The 20,255-nt window shown below is 65.1% G+C and carries 19 protein-coding genes; 10 read left to right on the top strand and 9 right to left on the bottom strand.

Translation table 11 applies throughout. From position 1 onward, the window contains the following. The first annotated feature begins 121 nt into the window (after positions 1–121). The 4 genes from ACUY3D_RS09125 to ACUY3D_RS09140 all read left to right on the top strand — a co-directional run bounded on the left by ACUY3D_RS09125 (position 122) and on the right by ACUY3D_RS09140 (position 3,780). A complete protein-coding gene (locus tag ACUY3D_RS09125; protein WP_448240933.1) occupies positions 122–1,012 on the top strand; it encodes a MetQ/NlpA family ABC transporter substrate-binding protein in 891 nt (296 codons plus the stop codon). A gap of 35 nt (positions 1,013–1,047) precedes the next feature. Then, on the top strand, positions 1,048–1,953 hold the full coding sequence (locus ACUY3D_RS09130; RefSeq protein WP_070624294.1) for a MetQ/NlpA family ABC transporter substrate-binding protein: 906 nt from the start codon (positions 1,048–1,050) through the stop codon (positions 1,951–1,953). Positions 1,954–2,059: 106 nt separating this feature from the next. Next, positions 2,060–3,103, top strand: coding sequence for a methionine ABC transporter ATP-binding protein (locus ACUY3D_RS09135; protein WP_070530716.1), 1,044 nt, complete (start codon positions 2,060–2,062; stop codon positions 3,101–3,103). After that, the gene (locus ACUY3D_RS09140) at positions 3,100–3,780 is read left to right on the top strand and encodes a methionine ABC transporter permease (protein WP_070521487.1); all 681 of its coding nucleotides are present in this window, start codon (positions 3,100–3,102) and stop codon (positions 3,778–3,780) included. Before ACUY3D_RS09135 ends, ACUY3D_RS09140 begins: the two co-directional genes overlap by 4 nt. Before the next feature lie 16 nt (positions 3,781–3,796). On the opposite strand, the gene ACUY3D_RS09145 is transcribed toward ACUY3D_RS09140, so the two are convergent. Beyond that, the gene (locus ACUY3D_RS09145) at positions 3,797–4,663 is read right to left on the bottom strand and encodes a sucrase ferredoxin (RefSeq protein WP_144675631.1); all 867 of its coding nucleotides are present in this window, start codon (positions 4,661–4,663) and stop codon (positions 3,797–3,799) included. 98 nt (positions 4,664–4,761) lie between these two features. Here ACUY3D_RS09145 and ACUY3D_RS09150 point away from each other — a divergent pair, with 98 nt between their 5' ends. Then, positions 4,762–5,415 (top strand): AMIN-like domain-containing (lipo)protein, encoded by a 654-nt coding sequence (locus ACUY3D_RS09150; RefSeq protein ID WP_269948401.1) that lies wholly within the window; start codon positions 4,762–4,764, stop codon positions 5,413–5,415. A gap of 5 nt (positions 5,416–5,420) precedes the next feature. Here the strand turns inward: ACUY3D_RS09150 and ACUY3D_RS09155 are convergent, their stop codons facing one another. Continuing rightward, positions 5,421–6,965 (bottom strand): Y-family DNA polymerase, encoded by a 1,545-nt coding sequence (locus tag ACUY3D_RS09155; RefSeq protein ID WP_269948402.1) that lies wholly within the window; start codon positions 6,963–6,965, stop codon positions 5,421–5,423. Continuing rightward, complete coding sequence (gene imuA', locus ACUY3D_RS09160; protein WP_144268708.1) at positions 6,962–7,645, bottom strand: DnaE2-dependent mutagenesis accessory factor ImuA'; 684 nt, start codon at positions 7,643–7,645, stop codon at positions 6,962–6,964. Before imuA' ends, ACUY3D_RS09155 begins: the two co-directional genes overlap by 4 nt. 59 nt (positions 7,646–7,704) lie before the next feature. Here imuA' and ACUY3D_RS09165 point away from each other — a divergent pair, with 59 nt between their 5' ends. Continuing rightward, positions 7,705–8,115, top strand: a complete 411-nt coding sequence (locus ACUY3D_RS09165) for a hypothetical protein (RefSeq protein WP_269948403.1) — start codon at positions 7,705–7,707, stop codon at positions 8,113–8,115. Between the two features lie 74 nt (positions 8,116–8,189). Here ACUY3D_RS09165 and ACUY3D_RS09170 read toward each other — a convergent pair whose 3' ends face one another. After that, positions 8,190–8,843, bottom strand: coding sequence for a LuxR C-terminal-related transcriptional regulator (locus ACUY3D_RS09170; protein WP_269948404.1), 654 nt, complete (start codon positions 8,841–8,843; stop codon positions 8,190–8,192). A gap of 2 nt (positions 8,844–8,845) precedes the next feature. Next, positions 8,846–9,994: an ATP-binding protein gene (locus tag ACUY3D_RS09175; protein WP_448240952.1), complete on the bottom strand. Its 1,149-nt coding sequence runs from the start codon at positions 9,992–9,994 to the stop codon at positions 8,846–8,848. Positions 9,995–10,107: 113 nt separating this feature from the next. On the opposite strand from ACUY3D_RS09175, the gene ACUY3D_RS09180 reads away from it, so the two are divergent. The 3 genes from ACUY3D_RS09180 to ACUY3D_RS09190 are packed head-to-tail and all read left to right on the top strand — an operon-like array spanning position 10,108 to position 13,445. Further along, positions 10,108–11,160, top strand: coding sequence for a PspC domain-containing protein (locus ACUY3D_RS09180; protein WP_070530734.1), 1,053 nt, complete (start codon positions 10,108–10,110; stop codon positions 11,158–11,160). A gap of 11 nt (positions 11,161–11,171) precedes the next feature. Further along, positions 11,172–12,236: a threonine aldolase family protein gene (locus tag ACUY3D_RS09185; protein ID WP_070530736.1), complete on the top strand. Its 1,065-nt coding sequence runs from the start codon at positions 11,172–11,174 to the stop codon at positions 12,234–12,236. Positions 12,237–12,269: 33 nt separating this feature from the next. Next, positions 12,270–13,445, top strand: coding sequence for an HNH endonuclease signature motif containing protein (locus tag ACUY3D_RS09190; RefSeq protein WP_448240935.1), 1,176 nt, complete (start codon positions 12,270–12,272; stop codon positions 13,443–13,445). Between the two features lie 408 nt (positions 13,446–13,853). Here the strand turns inward: ACUY3D_RS09190 and guaA are convergent, their stop codons facing one another. Beyond that, entirely contained in the window at positions 13,854–15,422 is a 1,569-nt protein-coding gene (guaA, locus tag ACUY3D_RS09195; RefSeq protein WP_269948407.1) for a glutamine-hydrolyzing GMP synthase, read from the bottom strand. A gap of 24 nt (positions 15,423–15,446) precedes the next feature. Then, complete coding sequence (locus ACUY3D_RS09200) at positions 15,447–16,238, bottom strand: LysR substrate-binding domain-containing protein (RefSeq protein ID WP_269948408.1); 792 nt, start codon at positions 16,236–16,238, stop codon at positions 15,447–15,449. Positions 16,239–16,445: 207 nt separating this feature from the next. Here ACUY3D_RS09200 and ACUY3D_RS09205 point away from each other — a divergent pair, with 207 nt between their 5' ends. Beyond that, the gene (locus ACUY3D_RS09205) at positions 16,446–17,378 is read left to right on the top strand and encodes an EamA family transporter (protein ID WP_230307878.1); all 933 of its coding nucleotides are present in this window, start codon (positions 16,446–16,448) and stop codon (positions 17,376–17,378) included. A 96-nt stretch (positions 17,379–17,474) separates the two neighbouring features. Here the strand turns inward: ACUY3D_RS09205 and ACUY3D_RS09210 are convergent, their stop codons facing one another. After that, positions 17,475–18,635, bottom strand: a complete 1,161-nt coding sequence (locus ACUY3D_RS09210; protein ID WP_269948409.1) for a GuaB3 family IMP dehydrogenase-related protein — start codon at positions 18,633–18,635, stop codon at positions 17,475–17,477. Between the two features lie 9 nt (positions 18,636–18,644). Beyond that, the gene (guaB, locus tag ACUY3D_RS09215; protein WP_239249280.1) at positions 18,645–20,159 is read right to left on the bottom strand and encodes an IMP dehydrogenase; all 1,515 of its coding nucleotides are present in this window, start codon (positions 20,157–20,159) and stop codon (positions 18,645–18,647) included. Positions 20,160–20,255: the final 96 nt, after the last annotated feature.

The following is a 20,255-nucleotide window of genomic DNA, read 5'->3' on the forward strand; positions in this document are numbered from 1 at the left end:
TCGTTGAACAAATACTCGGATAGACAAAGCGGTTCAATCGTTGCTAGTTTTTCGTGCAGTGCATACTCCTGCGGTGATACGACTTGCCGCACAAACCAAGAAGGGACACTAGGAACCCACTATGAGCATCCGTCGCGTACTTGCTGCCACCTCGGCAGCCTTCATCGCTGCAACCGGCCTGGTTGCTTGCTCCTCGGACTCCGCCGAGTCCGAGAACTCCGGTGAGGCCATTACCAAGGACTCCACCATCACCATCGGCACCACCGACGCCAACATGGAAGAGTGGGCCGTATTCCAGGACCTGACCAAGGAGGCCGGCTTCGACGTCAAACTGGAAAACTTCGCCGACTACAACACCCCGAACCAGGCTCTGGACCAGGGCAAGCTGACGACCAACAAGTTCCAGCACCTGAAGTTCCTGGCTGAATACAACAAGGGCAACGGCACCGACCTCGTCCCGCTGGCAGCTACCGAGATCTACCCGCTGGCCATCTACTGGAAGGACCACAAGGACCTCGGTGACGTCGAGGGCCAGGAAGTCGCCATCCCGAACGACTCCACCAACCAGGGCCGCGCCATCGGCCTGCTGGTCCAGGAAGGCCTGGTCACCCTCAAGGAGGGCAGCCCGCTGACCCCGACCCCGCTGGACATCGATGAGAAGAAGTCCAAGGTCAAGGTCACCCCGGTGGACGCCGCCCAGACCCCGGCCGCCTACGGCGAGGGCAAGCCTGCCGTTATCAACAACTCCTTCCTCGAGCGCGCCGGCATTGACCCGCAGTCTGCCGTTGCTCAGGATGACCCGGACTCCACCGAGGCCGAGCCTTACATCAACGTCTGGGCCGTGCGTGCCGACGACGCCGATAACGAAACCCTCCACGAACTGGCCAAGCTGTGGAAGGACCAGAAGGTCACCGACGCGGTCCTGAAGTCCTCCGGCGACACCGCCGTGGCCGTGGACCGCTCCCAGGAGGAGCTCCAGGAGATTCTGGACCGCCTCGAGGAGCAGGTTTAAGCAGCCTTCACTGACTAACTAGCAAAGGACGAATCATGCGCATCCGCCGTCTCGTAGCAGCCGCTGTAGCTAGTCTCGCTGCCGCTACCAGCTTGGTCGCCTGCTCGTCTGCAAGCTCCGATTTCGCCGCTGGTACCGCCGAGGATCCCATCATCATCGGCACCACCGACGCCGAGCTTCCGGAGTGGGGCGTGCTCAAAGAACTCGCTGCTCAAGAAGGCATCGAGATCGAGATGAAGAGCTTTACCGACTACGCCACCCCCAACCAGTCATTGGCTGAGGGGAGCACGGACACCAACAAGTTCCAGCACTTAAAGTTCCTCGCCGAGTACAACGTGGGCAACGGCACAAACCTTGTCCCGGTTGCGTCCACGCAGGTCTACCCCATGCCTCTGTTCTGGAAGGGCCACGACAGCATCGACGGCATCGAGGGGCAGGACATCGCCATTCCGAATGACGCCACGAACCAGGGCCGCGCCATCAACCTGCTGGCAGCCAACGGTTTGCTGAAGCTCAAGGAAGAGGACAAGCTCACCCCGGATCCCGCCGATATCGACGAGTCCGCTTCCAAGGTGACCATCACCCCGGTCGATGCCTCCCAGACTCCGTCCGCCTTCGGCGAGGGCAAGCCCGCCATCATCACCAACTCCTTCTTCAAGCGAGCGGGTATCAACCCGGCCGACGCCGTGCTTTACGACGACCCGGAAAACCCCAACGCCGACCCGAAGATCCTGTTCGACCCCTACGTCAACGTGTGGGCTGTGCAGGAAAAGGACAAGGACAATGAGAAGGTCAAGAAGCTGGCTGAACTTTACCTCTCCGATGAGGTGAAGGCCGCGGTGCAAGACACCACGGGTGGCACCACCATCTTCGTGGACAAACCACAGTCAGAGCTTCAGGAGATTCTGGAGCGCTTGGAAGAGGAAGCCTCCTCTAGCTAAGCGAATCTCCCTCACCCCCGCGCTCACGCTCGTTTGCGTGACCCGGGGGATTTTGCCCGTTACTCCCTGCTTATTCACTACACGGACACGTACAAAGGAAAACCACGTGACTGAACACACTGGCGCCCACCAGGGCACCCGGATTGAATTCCGCAACATCACCAAAGTCTTTAAGAACAAGAAAACCACCACCACCGCACTCGATAATGTCTCCCTGACCGTCGAGCCCGGCGAGATCATCGGCATCATCGGCTTCTCCGGCGCGGGCAAGTCCACGCTGGTGCGCATGATCAACGGCCTCGATAAGCCGACCTCAGGACAGCTGCTTCTCGACGGCACCGATGTCGTTCCCCTGCCCGAGTCCAAGCTGCGCGGCATCCGCCGCAACATCGGCATGATCTTCCAGCAGTTCAACCTCATGTCCTCCCGCACCGCGGCGGGCAACATTGAGTACCCGCTGAAGCTGCAGGGCGTCGAGAAGCAGGAGCGTAAAAAGCGCGTCCAGGAACTGCTGGAATTCGTCGGCCTGGCGGACAAGGGCGATAACTACCCGGAGCAGCTCTCTGGCGGCCAGAAACAGCGCGTCGGCATCGCCCGCGCCCTGGCTAATAACCCTTCCCTGCTGCTGGCGGATGAAGCCACCTCAGCGCTCGACCCCACCACCACCCATGAGGTTCTCGACCTTCTGCGCAAGGTCAACCGCGATTTCGGCATCACCATCGTGGTCATTACCCACGAGATGGACGTCGTGCGCTCCATCGCAGACAAGGTCGCCGTCATGGAAGGCGGCCACGTTATTGAGTCCGGCAGTGTCTATGAGGTCTTCTCCAATCCCCGAACCAAGGTGGCGGAGAAATTCGTGGCCACCTCGCTGCGCAACACCCCGGACGTCGTCGAGGCCGATGACCTCTTGGCCCACGAGGGCCGCCTGTTCACCATCAACCTGACGGAGAAGTCCGGCTTCTTCGATGCCGCGGGCAAACTCGCGGACGAGGGCGTGTCCATCGCCGTGGTCCACGGCGGTATCACCACCTTGCAGAAGCACTCCTTTGGCAAGATCACCGTCCGCCTCAACGGCCCGGACGCCGCCATCGAAGACTTTTACGCACACATGCAACGCACCACCGAGATTGAGGAGATTCAACGATGAACGTCACCTACCTCGCGCAGGCCAATTGGGACCGACTGGGCAGTACGCTTGTCGACGCCATCAAGGACACCCTCATCATGGTCGCCACGACCCTGGTGCTTGCGGGCATCATCGGCCTCGTGCTGGGCATTCTGCTCTACACCACGCGCCCGGGCGGCATCCTGCAGAACAAGCCCATTCACTTCGTCATCAACATTCTGGTGAACTTCATTCGCCCGATCCCGTTCATCATCCTGCTGGCCTTTGTGCAGCCGCTGACGGTGGCGGTGCTGGGCAGCTCCATCGGCCGGGAGCCGGCCACGTTCGTCATGGTGATCGCGGCTACCTTCGCGGTGGCGCGCATCGTGGAGCAGAACCTCGTGGCGCTGGATCCGGGCGTGATTGAGGCGGCCCGCGCGATGGGTGCTTCGCCATGGAAGATCATCACAACGGTCATCATTCCGGAAGCACTGGGCCCGCTGGTGTTGGGCTACACCTTCCTGTTCATCGGCATCGTCGATATGTCCGCGATGGCGGGCTACGTCGGCGGCGGTGGCCTGGGTGACTTCGCTATTGTCTACGGCTACCGCGCCTTCGAGTGGGAAGTCACCGTGGTGGCTACCCTCATCATCATCGTGCTGGTGCAGGCAGCGCAGTTCTTTGGCAACTGGCTTTCGGCCAAGATTATGCGCCGCTAACCACGCCAACCCCTATCTATACGCTGCGCTTTTCGACGCGACGCGCGACGTAGATTCGAGAGGTCTTCGGTTTGTCTCCGCAGGAGGAGACAACGCCGGAGGCCTCTTTTTCTTCCAGCTCCACGTCCCATGCGCGGCCGTCGCGGTGTCGCACAGCGGCAGTACCTGCCGCTGCGGTATCTGTCGCGTCGACGGTGAGGTCGCCGTAGTGGAGGGTCTCGGAGGCGTCGAGAAGCTGGCGTGCCACCGCGAGCTCCGCTACCTGGCCCCGGGGCGTGGTGAGGCCGGAACCACGGTTGGCGGGGTAGAAATACTCGCCGTGCAGCGCCTTGCCCACGAGCTCACGGCCGGCCTCCACGTTGAGGCGGCCAAAGGAATAGCCCCACGGCATCAGCAGCACCGACGGCGCGAAGCGGTGGCCTTTGGTGTGGGAGGTTTCCCACACGGTCTCCTCAAATTCACATGCCAGGGAGGCAGCCAGCGGGCGCCCCTTGATGGCGCAGCAGGCATCGCGCTTGGCGTGGGTGCACACGAGCACCAGCGGCAGGCACGTGCCGGTGGGGTGCTCAAGATCCAGGTCAAGAATGTCCTCTGGGCCGTTCAGGGTGTAATCCTGCACCAGCCCCTCGCGCGCCCACACAACGAAACAACGGAAGTGCCCCGTCCCCCGCTCATGCCCGGCGCGCCCCGGGCGGCGAATGAGCTGCAGGCCCGCCACGCCCTTGAGCTTGGCCTTGAGCTTTTCGGTGAGGCCTGGGCCAAAGGTGTGGCCGTCAAGCACGTCGCGCGACCACGCCGTGGGCCACTCGAAAAGGACGTACACAGATTCTTGTTTAGCGGTACCAGCCAGGGGCTCGACCTGGACGTCGGAGCAGAAGGTCATGGCGCCATCTTAACTGGCATCACTTGCTTCACAACAATGTGGTTACGATGCTTAGCTCGATGCATATAATTCCCCGAAGTGCCACTACGCTCGAAGTTATGCCGAAACACAATCTCTTGCGCACAGTCGCCCCAGTGGCCGCACTCGTTGTCTCGGGTGCGCTCGTGCTTCAGGGATGCGCTCCTTCTTCCTCCCCGGATGGTAGTACCGGCGACCCCACGAAGACTCTCGACGCCACCCTGTCCGGCGCCTCCACTTCCACCGCTACCGTCACTCCCACTGCGCCCTCCCCCGCCGCACCGGCTGGGCTGACCCCGCTGGGCGACGCCAACATGGAGATGAAAACCCTCCGCCCACCGGCCCCCTCGGAGCTGGTGGTGACCGATGTCCGCGTGGGTAAGCACGAGGGATTTGACCGCGTGGTCTTCGAGTTTGTCGGGGATGGTTCGCCGGGCTGGTTCATCGATTACACCGATTCCCCCGCCCAGCAAGGATCCGGCAACCCGATTGCTTATGAAGGCTCCACCGCGCTCGACGTCAGCATCGACGGCACCGCCTACCCCTTCCAGCTCAACATGGAAGACCCGAATATCGGCACCGTAAATGGCGCCGGCGGCCTAGTTACCCAGGTGGTCAGCGGCGGTACCTTCGAGGCTCGCTCGCAGTTCGTTATCGGGCTTAATGAACGCCACCCGTACTCGGTTCAGGTGCTCAAGGCACCGACGCGCCTGGTTATCGACATCCTGAACTAAACAGTTCAGGCATAGGTTGCCTCCACAGACCAGCGCCCGCCTGCCCACACGAGAAGCCAGGCACGCTGGCCTTTCTCGTTTTCTCCGACGACTTGCAGACGCGCGCAGCGCTGCGCCGCACCTGCTTCCCACCACTCAGAGTCCACGGGCCACGGGCCAGCCCAACCGGTCACCCGGTAGCGGTGGCGCCCCCATCCCAGGCCCGCCGGCTCCCCGGAGAGGAGGGCCTCGGCGGTGACGATGACGTCCTTCGAAGAGACGTCGATAAGCCGAATCCGCGCAGCCGGGTGGGCCAGGCTCGCCGGAAGCGGCGCCGGGATACGCCCCGGCCACGTGCCCTCCGGCTGCGGATCGCGCTGCTCGCCGTAGGGAACGTACTCGATACGCTCGGCCACCCCACGCCCGCCCGCCGGGCGGGGCTGCAGCACGCGGTCCACCCCCAGCTGGGATTGCACCCGCGCGATAACGCGCTTGGCCTGCTCCGCGGATTCGCCCGCGCCCCACAGGAGCCCGTCCCCCGGCGGGGCAACCTCCACTGGTTCCAACGCCAGCTTGACGATGCCCCCTCCCTCACCCGGCGCACTCCCCGCCCGCGCAGCACTCAGCCAACCATCGAGCTGCCAGCGCACGCGGTCCGCTGTAGCGGCCTCGCTGAGCGCTTCCTGGGTACGCCAGATCCGCTCCAGGCGCTCGCCACCCTCAAATTCCGCAGCAACGCGCAAGCGCAGGCACACCACGCCGGCTTCCTCGAGTAGCACGTGCAGGCGCGCCGCGAGCTGACGCGCAGCGAAAGCCGCAGCATCCACGCGCTCCAAGGGTTCTTCGAAGCCCTGCTCCACACCCAAGTCGGGGCGCGCAAGCTCCGGCGCCACGCGCCTATCCGGTGCCGCCGCGGCCACCGCGTGGCATCGCCGTCCAGCCTCGCCGAAACGGGTAGTGACTTGGCGCAGCGGCAAGCTCTCCAACTCCCCTAACGTGCGCACGCCCAACTGTTCTAAGGAATGCACCACGTCCGCCGCGCACCCCAGCGCCACCTCCGCGGCCAATACCCCCACCGGCTGCTGAGCCAGAAAGTCGCGCGAGCCGCCTGCCGGGACTACCGCGCCCAGGTTGCGGTGGCGCGCGGCAATCAGCGCGGTAGCAATCTCATCGGCGACGCCGACGGTGGCGTCGAGGTGGGATCTGGCGGTGGCGTCGACAAGCATCTCCACTGCTTTCTCCTCGCTGCCGTGGAAACGCCCGGCCGCGCCCGCATCCACGATGACCAGCCCAGGGCGCAGCACCTCCACCGACGAAGCCACCGCGTCCAGGCCCGCGGCAATCTCCGCGAACACCACCCCGTCCCGGTCCGGGTTGGCCTCCTCCACGCGCAGCTCCGGCAGGACGGCTTGGGCTTGGCGCACGCGCATTCCGCGGCGCACCCCCGCCCGGCGCGCCGCCGCGTTACACACCGCCACGCGGTGCTGGGCGGCGATAGCACATGCTGTCCTGTCTGCGTCCTGCAGCGCCTGGATAGGCCAATCCGGGAACCACAGCGCCGCGACCCTCACACCGCCTCCAAGTGCGGGCGCGTGTCTGGTCGCTGCCCGCACGTGAGCACTCCACGCCGCGGGCGCATGCTTGCCGACGCCACCCGCACCCCTATATCAACCCCCCGAATCCGCCCGCTGCCCCGGCCCAAGCCACGCACTGCGACGACCTCCGCGCCGATCTCCACGGCCGTGCCCGGCAGCCGGGTCCCCACGGTGAGCAGGGCCGCCTGCCCTGCCCGCACCTTCGCCAGCACGGGGCGCGCCCGGGTGGGGCTCAGCGCACCTGTCCCCTTGTGCACGACGAGGTCCAGCCCCTCACACAGCACGCTAGTTACCGCCCAGGGCTCCGCGCCCGGGTCGGGCACCGTGATGACCCGGGAGACATCACCATCCTCGGCCACTTGTGCGAGTGATAGATCCGGCCAGCCCACTACCCCGACGTGTCCGCCCACCGCGCTAACATGAGTTATCAGCTCCACCACGAGCGCGGCGCATTCCGCGCAGGCGGTTGCCCGTTTACGCGGCAGACCACCACCCGGGAGCAGCTCAGATAACTTTTCAGGGACGCCAAGAAGTTCCGCGTCCGGCTGCACCTGCACCGAATCATCCGGGGTTTCCAGGCGTTGAATCTGGGCGCGTAGAACCGCAATCTGGTCGGCCCGTGAGCCGCCCGCTACGCGAACACCTGTTTGATTCATGGCTCCTATTATGAACCTCTCCCCGGACACGCGCAATTGCGCTGGTAGCGTTAGGCGCCATGAATCCCCTCCGCGCGCACACCACCCCAATCCCCACCCCGCCGTGGGTACGCCTCGGCGCCTCGCTGCTGGCTGGTGCCGCCGTGGCGGCAGGCACCAGCCGCATCCACTTCGGGCTCGCCATGGGGCTCAGCCTGCTTCTCCTCATCGCCGCCTGCGCGCTCGTATTCCTGCACCCCTACCGCGCGGACCTGCGCGATTATGCCCAGCGCCACAACGTCACCATGCTGCCCAACGCCGCGCAGCTTATTCCCCTCATGGTGCTGTGGTTGATGGTTATGCTCTCCCCGCTCCTCGCACTACCTGCCTGGGGCAGCGCGCTGGTGTGGGCGCTCGTCGCGGGCGCGGCCTTCCTGCTCTTTCCCCACGTCGACGGCTCCCGCAAGCTCGCCTACGCGCCCCCTGTCTAAACCCAACCATCTCCGCCTGATGTGTGCTGGGCCGACCGCGCCGGCGCCTTGCCGGCCCGCCTAGGCCAGGCTGTCTAGGCCAGGTCGCGCGAGGTGGCCCAGCGCGTGAGCTGATGGCGGTTGGATTGCTGGGTCTTGCGCAAAATATTGGAAGCGTGCGTTTCCACCGTCTTCACCGAGATGAACAACTGCTTGCCAATCTCACGGTACGTGTAGCCGCGCGCGAGCAACCGCAAGACCTCCAGCTCGCGGCGCGTGAGCGCATCCACCGCTGGGTCTTGCCCCTCCTCCGGCTCCGGTGCGGGCGAACCGGAGGCAAAAGCGTCGAGGACAAAGCCTGCTAGGCGCGGCGAGAAATACGCATCCCCGCTGTTGACCTGCAGGACCGCGCGCGCCAAATCCGGGCCGGAAATGTTCTTCGTCACGTAGCCGCGCGCGCCCGCCCGAATCAGCGCAATCACATCCTCCGCCGCATCCGACACGCTCAGCGCCAAGAACACCGGCCGCGTCGGTTGGTCTACCGTCCCGTTAATAACGGCGAGGCCGCCGCCGTCGGGCATATGGACATCAAGAAGCACCACGTCCGGGGAGGTACGCGCAATGCCCTCCAACGCCTCCGCAACAGTGCCAGCATCGCCCACAATCTCAATCTCCGGGGCCGCCGCCAACTCGGCACGCACGCCCGCGCGAAAGACGGAGTGATCATCAACCAAAAAGACCTTCACCATGCTCATAACGCTACCGCCAGCTCCACCTCGGTGCCCTCCCCCGGGGTCGAGGAAATCCGCACGCGCCCACCAGTTCCCTCTACGCGCGCGCGAATACTGTCACGAATCCCGTGCCTATCAGCGGGAATGCGATCCACGTCGAAACCCACCCCGCGGTCACGCACGAAGATACTCAGCTCGCCCGCTAACAACTCCGCGTAGACATCCACCACGTCCACGCCCGCGTGCTTGCCGGCATTGACCATAGCCTCGCGCGCCGCCTGAATAAGCAGCTTCGCGGCCTCCGTCAGCTCCGCATCCTCACCCACCGTCACAGCGGATACCCGCATGTCGAAGAGGTCTTCCACCTCCCCGCACGCCGCTTCGAGGGCTCCGAAGCAGGTGGTGGGGGCGGCGGAGGGGGCGTCGAAAAGCCAGGCGCGCAGCTCGCGTTCTTGGGCGCGCGCCAAACGCGTCACCTCACGCGAATCCCCCGCCCGCTTCTGAATCAGCGCCAGCGTCTGCAGTACCGAATCGTGCAGGCGGGCGGCAATCTCGGCGCGCTCCTCCGAGACCGCCTTGGCCGCCTGCTCCTGCGATAGCGAACGCCACAGCTTGAGCACCAGCGGCACCACCAGCGCGCCAAAGCCCACCAGTGTCAGAGCGGTGGCCAGGATCGCTGAACCCGATCCGCTTTCCCACGTCACCGCCGCCACTACGACGCCACCGATGACCAGGACGGCACCGGCTGCCACGGCAACCAGCCCCACCGGCGTGTTCAGGCCGCGGTCATAGGCCAACCACGCCAACACCGCGCCGATGGCCACCACCGCCAACGGCACCGCCGCGCTTAGCGACGCCCCCGAAACCCCCAACACACCCACCGCACTACCCGCCAGCGCCAGGAACACCAGCACGAGGGAGAGGGGGCTGCGGCGGGCGGAGGGGGCGTCGTCAAGCGCAGGCGTGAAGATCCACAGCCCGGCATAGGCCATCGCCCCCACCCCGCCCAGCAGGGTCAACGCGGTCAAGGCGATGCGCACGGACAGCGCCGAAACCCCCAGATTCTGCGCCAGTCCCGCCGCCACGCCGGCCACCACGCGGCCGGACTGGGGGCGCGACATCACGGGATAGGGCGCCGCGTTCTCGGCGGGGACATAGGGCGAAGTCATACTAGACATAGTCCCACGCACCGCCCCTCAGGCACATCGGGGACAACCCTGAGGTCTAAAAATCAGGGCGATTACCGATACCGCCGCGAAGCCCCGCGCGGCACCATAAAAGTATGACGAAGAACAGCACTTTCAACCAGATGTGGACAACCCGCCCCGTCCGCCTTCCCAAGAAGCAGGGTGGCGACGCCCAGCTCGCCGGTGTCTGCGAAGGCATCGCGGTGCGCTACCAGCTCGATCCGACGATTGTGCGCGTGGCCTTCGTGGTCGCAGCACTCGCTTTCGGCGGGGGCATCGCCGCCTACCTCGCCGCGTGGGCGCTCATGCCGCGCTACGGCTCGCCCTACTGCCCGCTCGATGCGGCCTTGGGCAAGGATGGCGTCAAGGAGGAGCAAGAGCTCGGTTGGATCCTAATTGTCGGCGTCCTTCTGACGTTTAGCTCCGGCCCACTGTTCCTCAGCGGGCAATTCCTCGCCGGCCTTCCGCCCGCTACGCTGACCTTCGGCCTGCTGGCGCTGGCCTGGTACGCCCTTCACCAACGCGAGCCGCTACCGCCTAGCGGACTGCTGGCCGCCGAGCAGCCGGTGCGCGAGGAACCTGTCAACCTCAATGCTTATACCCCGGCGGACGGCCACCCTTTCCCATCAGGCCGCAGGACCCCGCCGTCCTGGGATCCACTCGGCGTAGTGCCCGATGCCTGGAACCTGCCGGAGCCGGGCCCGCGGGAAGAACCGAAAAAGAAGCGCGGTTCGCAGTGGGCTGAGGCCGCGATTGCCCTCGGCGCTGTGGGGGCTGCCCTGACGATTGCCTTCCTTGGAGTCACCTTCGTCTCCGAGGCCGACGAGTCCGGCTTCAGCGCCCGCTTCAACGTCGGTGAGCAAGACATCGCGCCCACCCATGAAGATGAGCTCGAGGACTACTACGACCTGGGCATCGGCGAATCGACGGTGGACTTCAGCCAGCTCCACGACCTCACAACCAAGCACGACGTCACCGTCGACGCCGGCATCGGCGCCGTCGAGGTCATCCTCCCGAAGGACATCCCCGTCGCGCTGACCTGTGATGACGGCCTGGGTGAGAGCAACTGCACCGAACGCCAGGACCCTGACGCGCTGCTGAACATTCACATCGACGCAGGCATCGGCGAAGTCACCGTCACCGGCTAAACTGGCCACCCATGATTCACTTCGGCAACGACTACCATCGCTCCGCCCACCCCCGCGTCCTTGATGCCATCGCAGGGGCGGGCGGGGCTTATACCGGCTATGGCGCCGACGAGCTGTGTGCCACGGCCGCTGAGCGCATCCGCACTGCCTGCCAGGCGCCGAACGCCGAAGTGCACTTCATGGTCGGTGGAACGCAGGCCAACGCCACCATCATCGCCCACCGCCTGCGCCCCTGGGAAGGCGTTATCGCGGCGGATAGCGGGCACATCGCCACCCATGAGACGGGCGCCATCGAGCACACCGGGCACAAGGTCATCACGCTGCCGAACCAGCTGGGAAAGATCACCGCCGCGCAGGTTCGCGCGTGCATGGAGGAATACCGCGCCTCCGGGGTGGAAGAGCACATGCCGGAGCCCGCACTGGTCTACATCACACAGCCTACCGAGTTCGGCACCGCCTACTCCCGCGCCGAACTCGTGGCCCTGCGCGAGGTCTGCGACGAGTACGAGTTGGGCCTGTTTGTCGACGGCGCCCGCCTCGGCTACGGCCTGTCCGCTGCGGATGTCACCCCGCCGGACTTGGCCGCGCTTGTCGACGTCTTCACCGTCGGCGGCACCAAATGCGGCGCCCTCTTCGGCGAGGCCATCGTCTTCCCCGCGGGCGCGCCGCGCTTTCGCAACGCCATGAAGCAAAACGGCGGCCTGCTGGCTAAGGGCTGGCTGCTCGGCGCGCAATTCGCCGCCCTCTTCAGTACCCCCACTCCTGAATCCGCCGATGCGCTCCCCGGCACGGCTGCAACGACCCTTTACGAGCAGATCTGCGCCCGCGCCAATGCCCAAGCCCAGCGCATCGCCGAGGCATTCCGCACCACAGGCATCGACATGCTCTTCGACTCCCCCACCAACCAGCAATTCGCGCTGTTGACACGCGAACAGGAAGAGAAGCTCGCGCAGGACTTCGTGTGCCAGTTCTTCGAAGAACACGAAGGCCTGCGCGTGGTGCGTTTTTGTACGGCGTGGTCGACGGAAGAGGGGGACGTCGATAAGCTCTGCGCTGCGATTTCTGCGCTCAAGTAGCGAGGTTCCCCAACCTGGTTTAGGCTGTGAGCTATGCAACTGGGGGGTTACATTCAAGCACTAGCGCGCGGGCTCGACGTGGTCGAGCAATGCGCCGGTGTCACGCGCGCGCAGCTAATTGAGATGGGTGCGCGGCCGGATTTCGCGGAGAAGCTCCTGGGGCTGCACGCGGTGTATTTCGGGGACACGATGTTCCGCTCCCGGCAGCGCAAAGCGCGCCGCACGGGCCACGACGTGTTCACGCTCCTCGATATCGAGCGCTACTGCTCCAAGCTCAAGGCCCGCAAGGCGTGGGAGTTGCGCCAACTGCTGGCTGCCACCCCGCGGGAGAAAATCCCCATGGTGGCGAAGGCCAAGCTCAAAGAGTGGCGCCCGCCGAAGGACCCTGCCCCAGGCGTGCGGGTGACGCGGCGCGCGGGCCGCAACCACACGCTGAGTATTACGGATTCCTCGCTCAACATCTCGAAGCTGCTGGCCGTGTTGAAGACCACCGACAAGGACTTGCTCACTGCGGCGCATACCGTGTTCCGCGGCGGGGGTGGCTCCGGCCAGAAGCTGCAGTCCAACGTCATCGTGCGCTTGGATGAGCTGGACCGCATCGTGGATGGCGATGGTGAGGAGATTGAGCTGCAGCTGACCAATGGGGCCACGATGACGGGTGCGGAGTTCGTGCGCGAAAAGCTTGCCGACGTCGGCCTCATCACCCTCGTCCATCCTCACCACGGCCCCGTGAACCTCTACATGGCGAGCCGCTTTGCCAACTTAAAGCAGCGCCTCGCGCTGTCTGCAGAGCACCCGACATGTGCCTGGCCCGGGTGCAACGCGCCTGCCGACGACTCGCAGATTCATCACCTCACCCGCTTCCAAGATGGCGGGCCGACGAACATGGCCAATATGGTGCCGCTGTGCGCGTATCACAACGCGGTCAATGACGATGACCCGGAAAAGCCCACCGGCCGCGGGCACCTCGACCGCATTGATGGCCGCGTGCACTACCTGCCGCCGTGGGCCGGCCCGCCGATTCCCATCGAAAGCCCCGCCCACCCGCCGCGTTCCGCGCCGGGGCGAGCACCAGGCACTGCTCGCGCATCCTCATATCCGCCAACATCCGGCCCGCCTGATCCGCGTTCCGGTCCGGCTGACGGCTCCAGCCCTGGGGCGCCGCCGCATAACTCCGGCGAACCTCCGGACCCGCCACCGAGTTCATGAGTTCAACCAGCCCGTGAATCGTCGCCCGAGTCCCCAGGTCGAAGTCCAACCGGTCTCCGGATCAACCGGATCGATGGGTCGTAGGACGCCGGCTCACCGGCCTGCGACGCCTTAGCAACAAACAGCCGCTTTCACCAGCCGCTCGCTGAGAATTGTCGCTCGGCGTGCGGCTACTCGCGCGCGCGTTAAAGAGGTATGCCAGAGCTCTCGCCCGATTCGCGGAGCTGTACAGCAACGAGGCAACACAAACGCTCTACTCCGTGCCTCGGTCGGAGCTCGTGGCGACAAAGACGGTGCCAACTACAAACCACGCGGGCTTGGTACCAGGGGCCGAAAACGGGAGCGCGACCGCGCCCTGTTAATTCAAGGCACGGCCGCGCTACGCAGCGTCTGGGAGTTTGCTTCGCTTTACTCCCACTCGATGGTTCCCGGCGGCTTCGACGTCACGTCGAGCACTACTCGGTTAACTTCCTTGACCTCGTTGGTGATGCGGGTAGAAATCTTCTCCAGCACGTCATAGGGCAGGCGCGTCCAGTCCGCGGTCATGGCGTCCTCGGAGGAGACCGGGCGCAGGACGATCGGGTGGCCGTAGGTGCGGCCATCGCCCTGGACGCCGACGGAGCGGACGTCGGCAAGCAGCACCACCGGGCACTGCCAAATCTCGCCATCCAGGCCGGCGTTGGTCAGCTCGGTACGCGCGATGAGGTCCGCCTGGCGCAGCGTCTCAAGGCGCTCCTCGGTGACCTCGCCAATGATGCGGATACCCAGGCCCGGGCCCGGGAAAGGCTGGCGCGCCACGATTTCCTCCGGCAGGCCCAACTCACGGCCAACCGCGCGCACCTCATCCTTGAAGAGCAAGCGCAGTGGCTCGACGAGCTCGAACTCGACGTCGTCAGGCAGGCCGCCCACGTTGTGGTGAGACTTAATGTTCGCGGTACCGTCACCGCCACCGGACTCCACGACGTCCGGGTACAGCGTGCCCTGCACCAGGAAGGCGGCGTCCTGGCCGTCCAGCGCCTGGTCGACGGCACGCTCGAAGGAGCGGATGAACTCCGCACCGATGGCCTTACGCTTGGCCTCCGGCTCGGTCACACCGGCCAGCTTGGAAAGGAAAGCCTCGCGCTCATCAGCGGTGATGAGCTTGGCGCCAGTCGACGCCACGAAGTCCTTCTCCACCTGTTCACGCTCACCCGCGCGAAGCAGGCCGTGGTCGACGAAGACACAGGTCAAGCGGTCACCGATTGCGCGCTGCACGAGGGCTGCTGCCACGGCGGAATCCACGCCGCCGGACAGGCCGCAGATTGCGCGGCCTTCCTCGCCGATCTGCTCGCGCACATCGTTGATGAGCTGCTCCGCGATGTTCTCAGCGGTCCAGTTCTGTTCCAGGCCTGCTACCTCCGTCAGGAAGCGCGTGAGCACCTCTTGGCCGTGCGGCGAGTGGAGAACTTCCGGGTGGTACTGCACGCCGGCCATCTTCTTGGACAGGCACTCGAAGGCGGCCACGGGAGCGCCCTCGGAAGAGGCGGTGACCTCAAAGCCCTCCGGGGCTTCAGAAACCGAATCGCCGTGGGACATCCACACCTTGTGCGTGTCCTCGAGGCCCTTGTGGAGCACACCGCCGGACACGGTCATGTCCGTGCGGCCGTACTCGCGGGCACCCGTGGAGGCCACGGTGCCGCCCAGGGCTTGAGTCATGGACTGGAAGCCGTAGCAGATACCAAAGACCGGGATGCCGAGCTCGAGCAGCTCCGGCTTCAATGCGGGGGCTCCGTCCGCGTACACGGAGGACGGGCCACCGGAGAGGATCAGCGCGGCCGGGTTCTTGGCCTTGATGTCCTCCACGGAGGCGGAATTGGGGACAACCTCGGAGTAGATGTTGGCCTCACGCACGCGCCGGGCGATGAGCTGCGCGTACTGGGCGCCAAAATCCACCACGAGGACAGGACGCGGGGTTGTATTTGGGTTAGTCACGGTCATCAGTTTAACGCAAGAACCCACACCCTAGACCGCAGGGAGTGGCCCAAAACCTTTAGCGGTGGCAGCCGCCTTGCTCAACGCGGCCCGAAACGCCCGCAAGGCTGGGTGTCCCTCGCGCCCGGCGCGCACCGCAGTGTAGAGCGTGCGGGTGGGATTACCAGGCAAGGAAACCACGCGCACGCCCTCGATCTCGTCGAGGAAAAGGTCCGAGATCACCGCCACCGCGTGTCCGGTGCGCACCAGGTGCGCATGTAGAAAGGGGTCCGGGGTTTCATAGAGCACGCTGGGGTTAAAGCCATGCCTGCGGCACAGCCGGTGGACGAACCGCCCCAATAAAAACTCCTCCGGGTCCATGGCAAAGGGGATTTCCTCGTCATGCGCTGCAAAATCCTCTAAGCGCAACTCGCTCCAGGGTCCGGTGAGTGGGGTGATGAGGCGGAGGGGGTCGTCGAGAAGCAGCTCCCGGTGGGTGTGCTCATCCGTGGCGGGCATGTCCGACTCGTACTCCTCACCCAAGATGAGGTCCACCTCCCGGCGCGCCAGCAGCTCCATCGCGCCATCGGCTTCGCGCTGGATGATCTGCACGCGCAGGTCTGGGTACTCCCTGGCCAGCTCCGTGAGCGCCCGCGGGACCAGCGAGGACATAATCGTTTGAAAGGTCGTGACCTTAATCGTGCCCCGCACCGCGTTGGTTGAAGCGATGACCTGCGACTCCGCCTCATCCGCCAACGCGAGCATTCGCTCCGCGTAGGAGGCCAGGATTTCTCCCTGCTCCGTCAAACGCACGCGCCGGCCGGCCTTTTCATAGAGCGCCACGCCGACGTCCTTCTCACACTGCGCCAATTGTTGAGAGATGGCCGAGTGCGTATAGCGCAGCGATTCCGCCAGCAGTGACGGTGCCGAGGCGTTGCAGCTCGTAGAGAATGCGGAGGCGGTGCAGGTCCAACATGACAGAATCCCTAACGGGTACGTGTTAAAAACTGTAGATAGACTAACAGTTCTTCCCACCCCACAATGGTCTGCATGACCAATCCGTTTGCCGTTCTGTGCGTCATCGGCTCGTGCGTTTCCCTCCAGCTCGGAGCCAGCCTCGCCATCCAGATTTTCCCCACCGGCGGGCCCTGGGGCACCGCCTCGCTGCGTTTGCTCTTCGCCGCTGTGATTCTGTTCCTCATCGCGCGCCCGCGCGTGCGCGAGTGGAGCCGCGAGAAGTGGATCTCCGCCACCATTTTCGGCCTCACGCTGGGCCTGATGAATGGCTTTTTCTATGCCGGCATCGAGCTCGTTGCGCTGGGCCCGGCGGTCACCATCGAGTTTCTCGGCCCGCTGCTGCTGGCGGCGTGCCTCTCCCGCTCGCTTCGCGACGCCACCTGCGTCGCCCTCGCCCTCATCGGCATGGGCCTGCTGGGGTTGGACTCCTTCAACGGAGACCCCCTCGACCTGCGAGGGGTCTTCTTCTTGCTGTGCGCGGGTGCGATGTGGGCCGCCTATATCTTGGCCAGCAAGAAGGCGGGCGCTCTCTTTAGCGGGCAGGATGGTTTGGCCGTGGCCTTCCTCATCGGTGGCCTGGTGCTCCTGCCTGTCGGAGGGCGCGGCGCGGTGGCTTTGGCCAGCGACCCAACCCTCCTAATGCTCGCCCTAGGCACGGGCGTGCTGGCCTCGCTCATCCCCTATTCGTTGGAGTTCATTGCGCTGCGCAGGCTCGCCCCCAACCTCTTTTCCATCCTCATCGCCCTGGAACCTGTCTTCGCCGCACTCTTTGGCTGGCTCCTGCTCTCCCAGAATGCCTCCCAGCTTAAGCTGGCGGCTATCGGCCTGGTTGTGGTGGCCTCGGTGTTGCAAACCATGGTGCCGGCGCGCGGGCGCGTGGTATTCCGCAAGGTAGCGCTGCGCCCACGCCGCCTAAAGAAGCCCCGGCTGCCGTGGCCGCCCGAAACCGCGCGCCAGCGACTCTAACGCTACGGCCACTGAGGCCAGCGCCATGGCCACTGGAGCGGTGACATAAACTCCGCCCCGAGCTTTGTTGAGCGGAGCAGCGTTACAACGGGCGGGCTAGCGAACGGCCAAGCCCACCTTCTGGAAGGACTTCAGGTCCGTGTAGCCGCACTTGGCCATAGCGCGCTTGAGCCCACCGACCAGGTTGAGCTCACCCAGCGGCTCGTTGGACGGGCCGTGGAGCACGACTTCAAGGGAGGTCGCTGAAGCGTCCTCGGCGGTGCCAGAAGCGTCAACGCCGGAAGTGCCGGTGCCCAAGAGGGCATCGGCCACGCCAACCGGCTCGATGATGCCGCGCGGGAAACGCGGGTGGCCGGCCGTGGACGGCCAGTACCAGCCCTTGCCGCCTGCCTCCGCCGCGCGGGCCAGGACCGGACCCAGAACGACACCATCGGCACCACAAGCAATGGCCTTGGCGATGTCTGCAGAGGTGAAGATGTCGCCGTCGGCAAGCACGTGCACGTAGCGGCCCCCAGTCTCATCCAGGTAATCGCGGCGTGCGGCCGCAACATCCGCGATGGTCGTCGCCATGGGGATATCAATGCCGACGGTCTCCGGGTTGGTGTTCACACCGGAGCCGACGATGATGCCAGCCGCGCCCGCGCGCATGAGGTGCAGCGCAGTGGTGTAATCCGCCACGCCGCCGGCAATCACCGGGGTATCCAGCGAACCGATGAACTCCTTCAAGTTGAGCGGCTCGCCACCGGTCTGCACGTGCTCGGCGGAAATCAGGGTGCCGTGGATGAACAGCAGCTCCGCGCCGGCTTTGATGACGACCGGCGCCAGCTCGCGGGCGTGCTGCGGGGAGACACGCACGGCCACGGTCACGCCGGAATCGCGCACCTGCGCGATGCGCTCGGCCAGCAACTCCTCGTTCAGGGGCGCTGCGTGCAGCTCCTGCAGCGTCGACAGGTCACCGAAGTTCTCCGTCACGCGGGCAATCGCGCCCTCCAAATCCTCGTGGCGGCCCCACAGGCCTTCCGCGTTGATAACGCCCAGGCCGCCCTGCTTGCCCATCTCGATAACAAACTCGGGGGTGGCCAGCGCATCGGTCGGCGCCGAGACAAACGGGACCTCGAAGGTATAGGCATCGATGTGCCACGAGGTGTCCACGTCCTTGGAGGAACGGGTGCGGCGAGTCGGCACCAGGGAGATCTGGTTCAAGTCATAGGTGCGGCGAGCCTCACGGCCCACGCCGATTTCTACGTAATCGCGCATGATTAGTCCTTAGCGGTAGTTCGGAGCTTCGACGATCTGCTGAAGGTGGTGCGGGTGAGACTCCTTGAGGCCCGCAGCGGTGATCTGGACAAACTGCTTGGTCTTGAGCTCGGCCAGGGTGGCGGAGCCGGTGTAGCCCATGGAGGCGCGCAGGCCGCCGACAATCTGGTGAACAATGGCATCAATGTCACCGCGGAACGGCACGCGGCCCTCCACGCCTTCTGGCACCAGCTTGTCCTCGCTCTTGACGTCAGCCTGGAAGTAACGGTCCTTGGAGTAGGAGCGCTTCTCCCCTGTCAGACCGCGGCCCTGCATGGCGCCCATGGAGCCCATGCCGCGGTAGCGCTTGTACTGCTTGCCCTGGACCACCACGATGTCGCCCGGCGATTCCGTGGTGCCAGCCAGCATGGAGCCCAGCATGACGGCATCCGCACCGGCGGCCAGCGCCTTGGCAATGTCACCGGAGTACTGCATACCGCCGTCACCAATAACCGGAACGCCCGCCGGGCCGGCCACCGCAGCGGCCTCCATGATGGCGGTGATCTGCGGGGCACCCACGCCCGCCACCACGCGCGTGGTACAGATGGAGCCCGGGCCAATGCCAACCTTGATGGCGTCGGCACCAGCCTCAATCATGTCGCGCGCCGCAGCACGAGTGGCCAGGTTGCCGCCGACGACGTCAACACGGTCGCCGAAGTCCTTCTGCACGCGGGAGACCATCTCCAGCACGCGGTTGTTGTGGGCGTGGGCGGAGTCGACGACGAGGACGTCCACGCCGGCGTCGACAAGCTGGCCTGCGCGCTGGTAGGACTCCTCACCGGTACCGATGCCCGCCGCCACGAGCAGGCGCCCGGAAGCATCCTTGGAGGCGTTGGGGAACTGCTCAGTCTTGACAAAGTCCTTGACGGTGATGAGGCCGACGAGCTTGTTCTCATCGTTGACGATGGGCAGCTTCTCCACCTTGTTGGCGGACAGCAGCTCCAGCGCCTCCTCCTTGCTGACGCCCTCCTTGGCCACGACGAGCGGCATGGGCGTCATAATCTCCGAGACCTTGCGGGAGAAATCCGGCTCGAAGCGCATGTCACGGTTGGTGCAGATACCCACGAGGGTGCCCTGCTTATCGACGACCGGCAGGCCCGAAATCCGGAACCGCGCGCACAGCGTATCGACTTCATCGATGGTCATCTCCGGGGAAGCCGTGACCGGGTCGGTCACCATGCCGGACTCGGAGCGCTTGACAATCTCTACCTGCTGGGCCTGATCCTCAACTGACAGGTTGCGGTGCAGGACACCGATGCCGCCCTGGCGCGCCATGCCGATGGCCATGCGGGCCTCGGTCACCGTGTCCATCGCGGCGGAAGCCAGGGGCACGCCGAGGCGAATGTTGCGCGTAAACTGCGCCGAGGTATCCACCTCGGAGGGAACGACGTTGGATTCTGCCGGAAGCAGCAGGACATCATCAAAGGTAAGGCCGTAGAGTGCAATCTTGTCGGGGTTGTCTCCGCCGGTGTGGACGTGGCTCATGAGGGTGGGGCTCTCCTAAACTGACCAGATAGTTTTATGCGGTAGCCCTCACTGTAGTGCGTGGACGCCCCGTAGTGGTAGCCGTGGGTAGAGGAA

The sequence above is a fragment of the Corynebacterium guaraldiae genome (assembly GCF_053480195.1).

Bases quoted from the DNA above. Each gene is read 5' to 3' on its own strand.
- ACUY3D_RS09125 (WP_448240933.1), top strand. From the start codon at position 122: ATGAGCATCCGTCGCGTACTTGCTGCCACCTCGGCAGCCTTCATCGCT.
- ACUY3D_RS09130 (WP_070624294.1), top strand. From the start codon at position 1,048: ATGCGCATCCGCCGTCTCGTAGCAGCCGCTGTAGCTAGTCTCGCTGCC.
- ACUY3D_RS09140 (WP_070521487.1), top strand. From the start codon at position 3,100: ATGAACGTCACCTACCTCGCGCAGGCCAATTGGGACCGACTGGGCAGT.
- ACUY3D_RS09145 (WP_144675631.1), bottom strand. From the start codon at position 4,663: ATGACCTTCTGCTCCGACGTCCAGGTCGAGCCCCTGGCTGGTACCGCT.
- ACUY3D_RS09150 (WP_269948401.1), top strand. From the start codon at position 4,762: ATGCCGAAACACAATCTCTTGCGCACAGTCGCCCCAGTGGCCGCACTC.
- imuA' (WP_144268708.1), bottom strand. From the start codon at position 7,645: ATGAATCAAACAGGTGTTCGCGTAGCGGGCGGCTCACGGGCCGACCAG.
- ACUY3D_RS09165 (WP_269948403.1), top strand. From the start codon at position 7,705: ATGAATCCCCTCCGCGCGCACACCACCCCAATCCCCACCCCGCCGTGG.
- ACUY3D_RS09170 (WP_269948404.1), bottom strand. From the start codon at position 8,843: ATGGTGAAGGTCTTTTTGGTTGATGATCACTCCGTCTTTCGCGCGGGC.
- ACUY3D_RS09175 (WP_448240952.1), bottom strand. From the start codon at position 9,994: ATGACTTCGCCCTATGTCCCCGCCGAGAACGCGGCGCCCTATCCCGTG.
- ACUY3D_RS09180 (WP_070530734.1), top strand. From the start codon at position 10,108: ATGACGAAGAACAGCACTTTCAACCAGATGTGGACAACCCGCCCCGTC.
- ACUY3D_RS09185 (WP_070530736.1), top strand. From the start codon at position 11,172: ATGATTCACTTCGGCAACGACTACCATCGCTCCGCCCACCCCCGCGTC.
- ACUY3D_RS09190 (WP_448240935.1), top strand. From the start codon at position 12,270: ATGCAACTGGGGGGTTACATTCAAGCACTAGCGCGCGGGCTCGACGTG.
- guaA (WP_269948407.1), bottom strand. From the start codon at position 15,422: ATGACCGTGACTAACCCAAATACAACCCCGCGTCCTGTCCTCGTGGTG.
- ACUY3D_RS09205 (WP_230307878.1), top strand. From the start codon at position 16,446: ATGACCAATCCGTTTGCCGTTCTGTGCGTCATCGGCTCGTGCGTTTCC.
- ACUY3D_RS09210 (WP_269948409.1), bottom strand. From the start codon at position 18,635: ATGCGCGATTACGTAGAAATCGGCGTGGGCCGTGAGGCTCGCCGCACC.
- guaB (WP_239249280.1), bottom strand. From the start codon at position 20,159: ATGAGCCACGTCCACACCGGCGGAGACAACCCCGACAAGATTGCACTC.